Source organism: Flavobacterium sp. (genome assembly GCF_040382755.1).
Lineage (GTDB): Bacteria > Bacteroidota > Bacteroidia > Flavobacteriales > Flavobacteriaceae > Flavobacterium.
Genome location: NZ_JBEIET010000116.1, coordinates 1 through 6,388 on the forward strand (window position 1 = coordinate 1; position 6,388 = coordinate 6,388).

The following is a 6,388-nucleotide window of genomic DNA, read 5'->3' on the forward strand; positions in this document are numbered from 1 at the left end:
TGAGCAATTGTGTATTATATGTTACACAGAATTGGAGTTTCTAAATTAAATTGTTTTTTTGATAGCAGATAATAATTATATTTGCAACACTAAAAATAACACAATGAGTTACAAAAGAATCCTTCTTAAATTAAGTGGAGAAGCCTTAATGGGTGAGAGACAGTACGGAATTGATCCGAAAACTTTAGCAGATTATGCTTCAGAAATCAAACAAATTCACGACCAAGGTGTAGAAATTGCCATTGTAATTGGCGGTGGAAATATTTTTAGAGGTGTAGCAGGTGCAAGTAATGGAATGGATCGTGTACAAGGCGATTATATGGGTATGTTAGCTACTGTAATTAACGGAATGGCGTTACAAGGGGCATTAGAAGATGCAGGAATGCCAACACGTTTACAAACCGCATTAAAAATTGAAGCCATTGCAGAACCTTATATCAAAAGAAGAGCTACAAGACACCTTGAAAAAGGTAGAATAGTAATTTTTGGTGCCGGAACTGGAAATCCATATTTTACTACAGATACGGCAGCAGTTTTAAGAGGAATAGAAGTAAATTGCGATGTTATTTTAAAAGGAACTCGCGTGGATGGTGTGTATACAGCTGATCCAGAGAAAGACCCAAGCGCTGTAAAATATGACACCATTACTTTTGATGATGTTTTAGCCAAAGGATTAAATGTAATGGACACGACAGCTTTTACATTAAGTCAGGAAAATAAATTGCCAATTATTGTTTTTGATATGAACAAAAAAGGAAATTTACTTAAAATTTGTAACGGAGAAACGATAGGAACAACAGTAACAATTTAATTACGAATTTAGATTTACGATTTACGAAATTGGAATTTATTATATTGGAATTTTAAAATAAATAAAATGACAGAAGAAATTAACTTTATTATTGATAGTGCGAAAGAATCTATGAATGGTTCGGTAGCGCATTTAGAAAAAGAATTTTTAAACATTAGAGCAGGAAAAGCATCTCCGCAAATGTTAGGTAGTGTTTTTGTAGATTATTATGGGGCACAAACGGCATTGGCTCAAGTGGCAAATGTTGTAGCAGCTGACGCAAGAACTTTAACCGTAACGCCTTGGGAAAAAGCGATGTTGCAACCTATTGAAAAAGCGATAATGATTGCTAATTTAGGGTTAAACCCGATGAATAATGGTGATAATATTATTATTAGTATTCCCGCTTTAACAGAAGACAGAAGACGCGAATTGGTAAAACAAGCCAAAGCAGAAGCAGAAGATGCCAAAGTAGGTATCAGAAATGCCAGAAAAGACGCCAATAGCGACATCAAAAAAGAAGAAAAAGACGGAACATCAGAAGATATTTGTAAAGTTGCGGAGGATTCCGTACAAAAATTAACAGATGCTTTTATTAAGAAAATTGATGAAATTTTTGTAGCTAAAGAAGCTGAAATTATGAAAGTATAATTATAAATAACTTTCAATATTTAGAAATCCAAATTTCAATATGTAAAAGGAATTTGGATTTTTTATTTCATTTTCTCTATCAACGTTTTCAAATATAACTTCATATCTAAAAACTCAAAATCAATAGCGGTTTTAATTTTAGTCGTATCGTGAGTTTCTAAATTATATAATGCGTTTATGGTTGCTTTTGTGAGCATTCGTTTTCTGAAAAACAGAGTTGTGAAAATAAACTCAAAGATTCGAATAATTTGTAATTGCCACTTTTTTATTTCAAATTTTGGTTTTTTTACTTTGTTTGCTGAGGTTCTCGAAGCCAAACAATCTGCAATAGTATCAAACAAATCTTTGTAAGTTACATCTTCGGCAACTAAAATAAATCGTTCTCCAGAAATGGTGCTTTTCATTAAGGTTGTCATCGCTTTTACCGCATCATCCACAGCTACAATTCCAAGTTTACCTTGCGTATAAAATAATTGTCCGTTTTTTATATTTTGAATAAATAAACTACTGCCTTCTTTTGGAAATCCATTCCCGAAAATTACACCTGGATTGACAATTACAATATCTAATCCTTCTTGAAACCCTCGCCAAACTTCCATTTCTGAGCCAAATTTCGAAATAGAATAATCGCTTCTTACAATTTCGTTGTTTCTTTCCGTTTCTTCATTTATCAATAAACTATGTTCCGTTCCGTTTCCTAAAGCTGAAATTGAACTTACATAGCACAATTTTTTTACATCTGAATATAAGCAACAATTCACCACATTTGCGGTTCCAATAATATTGTTTTGGTACAGTTTCTCTTCGTCTTTTGGATTAAAAGAAACCAGTGCTGCACAATGATATACATAAGAAACGTTAGTAAAAGCAGTTTCAAGAGCAGGAATATCTAAAATATCGGCATTAACCCAATCAATTTTTTCAAATTCCGAAAGCTTGTTTTCATTTTCGAATAATTTTTTAACGTACAGAAGTTTTTTCTCCGATCTATATATTGCTCTAATGGCATTCTCTTCTTGAGAAAGTTGCAATAATAAATGAAAACCAACTAAACCTGTTCCGCCTGTAACTAATATCATTTTGTAAAATTAGTGAAAAATTGAAATAATAAGTAGCTTCTAATAAAGAAAAAACCAGTATAAATTTATCTAAAATTCGCATTTCTAAAACTCAAAAATTCGCCCTATATTTGCATTTTAAATGAACATTTGGAGATTATGAAGCACATCAGAATTATAGATTTATTAGAAAATACAAAAACGTTACAAGAAGTAAACGCAAAAGGTTGGGTAAGAACGTTTAGAAACAATCAGTTTGTAGCGTTAAATGATGGTTCAACGCTTAATAATATTCAGTGTGTGGTTGATTTTGAAAACACACCTGAAGAAACCTTAAAACGCATTACTACTGGTGCGGCTATTTCTGTGACGGGAACTTTAGTAGAAAGTCAAGGTGCTGGACAAAAAGTTGAAATTCAAGTAGCAAAACTTGAAATTTTAGGCGATTCTGATGCGGAAAAATTCCCAATACAACCTAAAAATAAACCAAGTTTAGACTTTTTAAGAGAAAATGCTCACTTGCGTACCCGAACCAATATGTTTGGTGCCATTATGCGTGTACGTTCTACATTGTCTTTTGCGGTGCATAAGTATTTTCAAGAAAAAGGATTTGTGTATGTAAATACACCAATTATTACAGGTTCTGATGCTGAAGGTGCTGGAGAAATGTTTCAAGTTTCGGCTTTGCCTTTTGATAATACGCCAAGAACTGAAGACGGAAAAGTAAATTATAAAGAAGACTTTTTCGGTAAACAAACTAATCTTACCGTATCTGGGCAATTAGAAGCAGAAACGTATGCAATGTCTTTAGGTCAAGTGTATACATTTGGACCTACTTTCCGTGCGGAAAATTCAAATACATCACGTCACTTAGCCGAATTTTGGATGATTGAACCAGAAGTAGCTTTTAATGATTTGGCTGCGAATATGGATTTAGCGGAAGATTTTATTCAAAATGTAATTAAATACACGTTAGATAAATGTCCTGAAGATTTAAAGTTTTTAGAAAATCGTTTATTAGAAGAAGAAAAAAACAAACCACAAGCGGAACGTAGCGAAATGGCTTTGTTAGAAAAATTAAATTTCGTTTTAGAAAATAATTTCAAGCGTGTTTCGTATACCGAAGCTATTGATATTCTTAAAAATTCGAAACCAAATAAAAATAAAAAATTCCAATATTTAATTGACGAATGGGGTGCCGATTTACAATCAGAACACGAACGTTTCTTAGTAGAAAAACATTTCAAATGTCCTGTAATATTATTCGATTATCCAGCTAAAATCAAAGCATTTTATATGCGATTAAACGACGGAACCGAACCAGGAAAAGAAACCGTACGCGCTATGGATATTTTATTTCCAGGAATTGGAGAAATTGTTGGAGGTTCGCAACGTGAAGAGCGTTTGGACGTTTTAATCGAAAAAATGAAAGCCTTAGGTATTGATGAAGAGGAATTATGGTGGTATTTAGATACTCGTAGATTCGGTTCAGCGGTGCATTCAGGTTTCGGATTAGGTTTTGAAAGATTGGTGTTGTTTGTTACGGGTATGACTAACATTCGCGACGTAATTCCTTTCCCAAGAACGCCAGATAACGCAGAGTTTTAATAAGGCTTTAGGCATTAGGCAATAAGCAATAGGCTTAAAGCATAATGCATAAAGCTTAAAGCAAGATATAATGTTAAAACACAGTTTAAATTTCAAATTATCGCAAAAATTATCGCCTCAACAAATTCAGTTGATGAAGTTGATTCAATTGCCTACGCAAGCTTTTGAACAACGTTTGCAAGAGGAAATGGTTGAAAATCCAGCTTTAGAAGGAAGTTTAGACGACAATAACGAATCGTTAGATGATTATAATGATACTTCAAATGACGAGGATGGTTATGATGATTACGATAACGACCAAATAGATACTGGCGATATTAATATTGATGAATATTTAAGCAACGACGATACGCCAGATTATAAATATCAAAGTAATAATTATAGCGATGACGATGAAGACCGAACGTTGCCTGTGGCGGCTCAAATAAGTTTTCATCAAGATTTAATTAATCAATTAAACACGTTTATTCTTTCAGAAAATGATAGAGAAATTGCTGAATTTTTAGTAGGAAGCATTGAAGATTCTGGCTATATCAGACGAACCATTCAGGATATTGTAGATGATATGGCATTTACACAAGGGGTGTATACTGACGAGAAATCAGTTGAAAAAGTATTGCATATTGTGCAACAGTTAGAACCTTCTGGAGTAGGCGCAAGGGATTTACAAGAATGTTTATTGATTCAATTAAAACACAAAACCCCAACGGAATCGGTTAATTTAGCCATTGCAATACTTGATAAACAATTTGATGCGTTTACTAAAAAACATTACGATAAATTACTGCAAAAATTTGATTGTTCCAAAGACCAATTAAAAAAAGCGATTGAAGAAATTGAAAAATTAAATCCAAAACCGGGTGGCAGTTACGATAGCAATAGTAGGATTGTAGAACACGTAGTTCCTGATTTTACCATTCGTATTGTAGATGGCGAATTAGAATTGCTTTTGAACGGAAGAAACGCGCCAGAATTACACGTGTCTAAAGACTATCAAGAAATGCTGCAAACGTATAAAGTTTCCAGCGACAAGTCTAATTCACAGAAAGATGCGGTACAGTTTATAAAACAAAAATTAGATTCGGCAAAATGGTTTATTGATGCTATAAAACAACGTCAAGAAACCTTATTTGTTACGATGAATGCCATTATGTATTTTCAACGAGAATACTTTTTAGAAGGTGAAGAATCTAAGTTAAAACCAATGATTCTAAAAGATATTGCGGATATGATTGGTTTAGATATTTCTACCATTTCCCGTGTAGCAAACAGCAAATATGTGGATACACCTTACGGAACAAAACTAATTAAAGAATTCTTCTCTGAAGCGATGAAAAACGATCAAGGGGAAGATGTTTCTACCATTGAAATCAAAAATATTTTAGAACGCGTTATTGCTGATGAAGACAAAAGCAAGCCCTTACCTGATGAAGATTTGGCAGCAATTCTTAAAGAAAAAGGATTTCCAATTGCAAGAAGAACTATTGCAAAATATAGAGAACAATTAGACATTCCTGTAGCCAGATTGAGAAAAAAAATGTAACTTTTTTTAATGTTCAAATCCCGTTTTAATTGATTACAAAATACTTTTTAAAACCATTTTCATATATTTTCCATCCGATATTTATTTCGCTTTACGGAGCAATAGTGTATTTTTTGTTTACGGATAACACTAATAATTTAGCTGAAGTATATTTGTCCTGCATTCAAATCTTTATACTAACACTGCTGTTACCTATAAGTTTTTATTTATTATTAAGAGCTTTAAAAAAAATAAATTCCTTTACCGAAGCCACACTTGAAGAACGAAGATTGCCTATTTTTATTCAATTGGTGCTATTGTATTTGCTTTTAAAATTTACGGTTTTAGAAACGCATTTCCCCGAATTATTTAAGTTTTTTCAAGCAGGATTTATAAGTGCTTTTTTAGTCTTTATTTCTGTATTGTTTCGATTTAAAGCCAGTTTGCATATGATAGGCTGTACTTCTTTAACTGTTTTTGTATTAATGTTTACGAGTTATTTAGAAATAGCCGCGATTAATACTGTAGCATTTTTAATACTGTGTATAGGATTTGTAGCCTCGTCAAGATTATATATGAAAGCACATACACCAATAGAATTAATAGCAGGAATAGCTGTAGGCGGTTTGCCACAAATTTTGGTTTGGTTTTATAATATATAAAAGATAAAACCAACATTAAAATTACTCATTTTAGAACCTTCTTTAAAGATTGGATTTAAACCATAATAAATGTATGGATTCCAAGTATTAAACCCAA

At 32.5% G+C, this 6,388-nt stretch carries 6 protein-coding genes; 5 read left to right on the forward strand and 1 reads right to left on the reverse strand.

Annotated elements, in window-relative coordinates:
- Positions 1–103 precede the first annotated feature (103 nt).
- Entirely contained in the window at positions 104–811 is a 708-nt protein-coding gene (gene pyrH, locus ABWO04_RS09285; RefSeq protein WP_353079415.1) for a UMP kinase, read from the forward strand.
- A gap of 66 nt (positions 812–877) precedes the next feature.
- Positions 878–1,441: a ribosome recycling factor gene (frr, locus tag ABWO04_RS09290; protein WP_353079417.1), complete on the forward strand. Its 564-nt coding sequence runs from the start codon at positions 878–880 to the stop codon at positions 1,439–1,441.
- A 62-nt stretch (positions 1,442–1,503) separates the two neighbouring features.
- Here frr and ABWO04_RS09295 read toward each other — a convergent pair whose 3' ends face one another.
- Entirely contained in the window at positions 1,504–2,520 is a 1,017-nt protein-coding gene (locus tag ABWO04_RS09295; protein WP_353079419.1) for an NAD-dependent epimerase/dehydratase family protein, read from the reverse strand.
- 138 nt (positions 2,521–2,658) lie between these two features.
- Between ABWO04_RS09295 and asnS the strand changes: the two genes are divergently transcribed.
- The 3 genes from asnS (at position 2,659) to ABWO04_RS09310 (ending at position 6,291) form a co-directional block, all read left to right on the forward strand.
- Positions 2,659–4,107: an asparagine--tRNA ligase gene (gene asnS / locus ABWO04_RS09300; protein WP_353079421.1), complete on the forward strand. Its 1,449-nt coding sequence runs from the start codon at positions 2,659–2,661 to the stop codon at positions 4,105–4,107.
- Positions 4,108–4,177: 70 nt separating this feature from the next.
- On the forward strand, positions 4,178–5,650 hold the full coding sequence (rpoN, locus tag ABWO04_RS09305) for an RNA polymerase factor sigma-54 (protein WP_353079423.1): 1,473 nt from the start codon (positions 4,178–4,180) through the stop codon (positions 5,648–5,650).
- A gap of 113 nt (positions 5,651–5,763) precedes the next feature.
- Positions 5,764–6,291 (forward strand): hypothetical protein, encoded by a 528-nt coding sequence (locus tag ABWO04_RS09310; protein ID WP_353079425.1) that lies wholly within the window; start codon positions 5,764–5,766, stop codon positions 6,289–6,291.
- Positions 6,292–6,388 lie beyond the last annotated feature (97 nt).